The 324-nt window shown below is 38.6% G+C and carries 2 tRNA genes; both read left to right on the plus strand.

What is annotated here, in order from left to right:
- The first annotated feature begins 10 nt into the window (after positions 1-10).
- Positions 11-86 (plus strand) — tRNA-Asn (locus H4J67_RS20130).
- Between the two features lie 123 nt (positions 87-209).
- Positions 210-285, plus strand: a tRNA-Asn gene (locus H4J67_RS20135).
- The last annotated feature ends 39 nt before the right edge of the window (positions 286-324 follow it).

The raw sequence follows: 324 nt of genomic DNA on the forward strand, positions 1-324 counted from the left end.
AAAGAACAATTCCTCAATAGCTCAGTTGGTAGAGCAACGGACTGTTAATCCGTTTGTCCCTGGTTCAAGTCCAGGTTGAGGAGCCACATAAGATAAGCCTGCAATTATTTGCAGGCTTTTTTTTATTTGAATGACTACTTCAATTAATTGGTAGTAGCGAATAAAATTAGTCGCTTTTCATTATTAAAGGCAACTACATAAAGAACAATTCCTCAATAGCTCAGTTGGTAGAGCAACGGACTGTTAATCCGTTTGTCCCTGGTTCAAGTCCAGGTTGAGGAGCCACATAAGATAAGCCTGCAATTATTTGCAGGCTTTTTTTTA

Source organism: Colwellia sp. BRX10-4 (genome assembly GCF_014077465.1).
In the GTDB taxonomy this organism is placed as follows: domain Bacteria; phylum Pseudomonadota; class Gammaproteobacteria; order Enterobacterales; family Alteromonadaceae; genus Colwellia_A.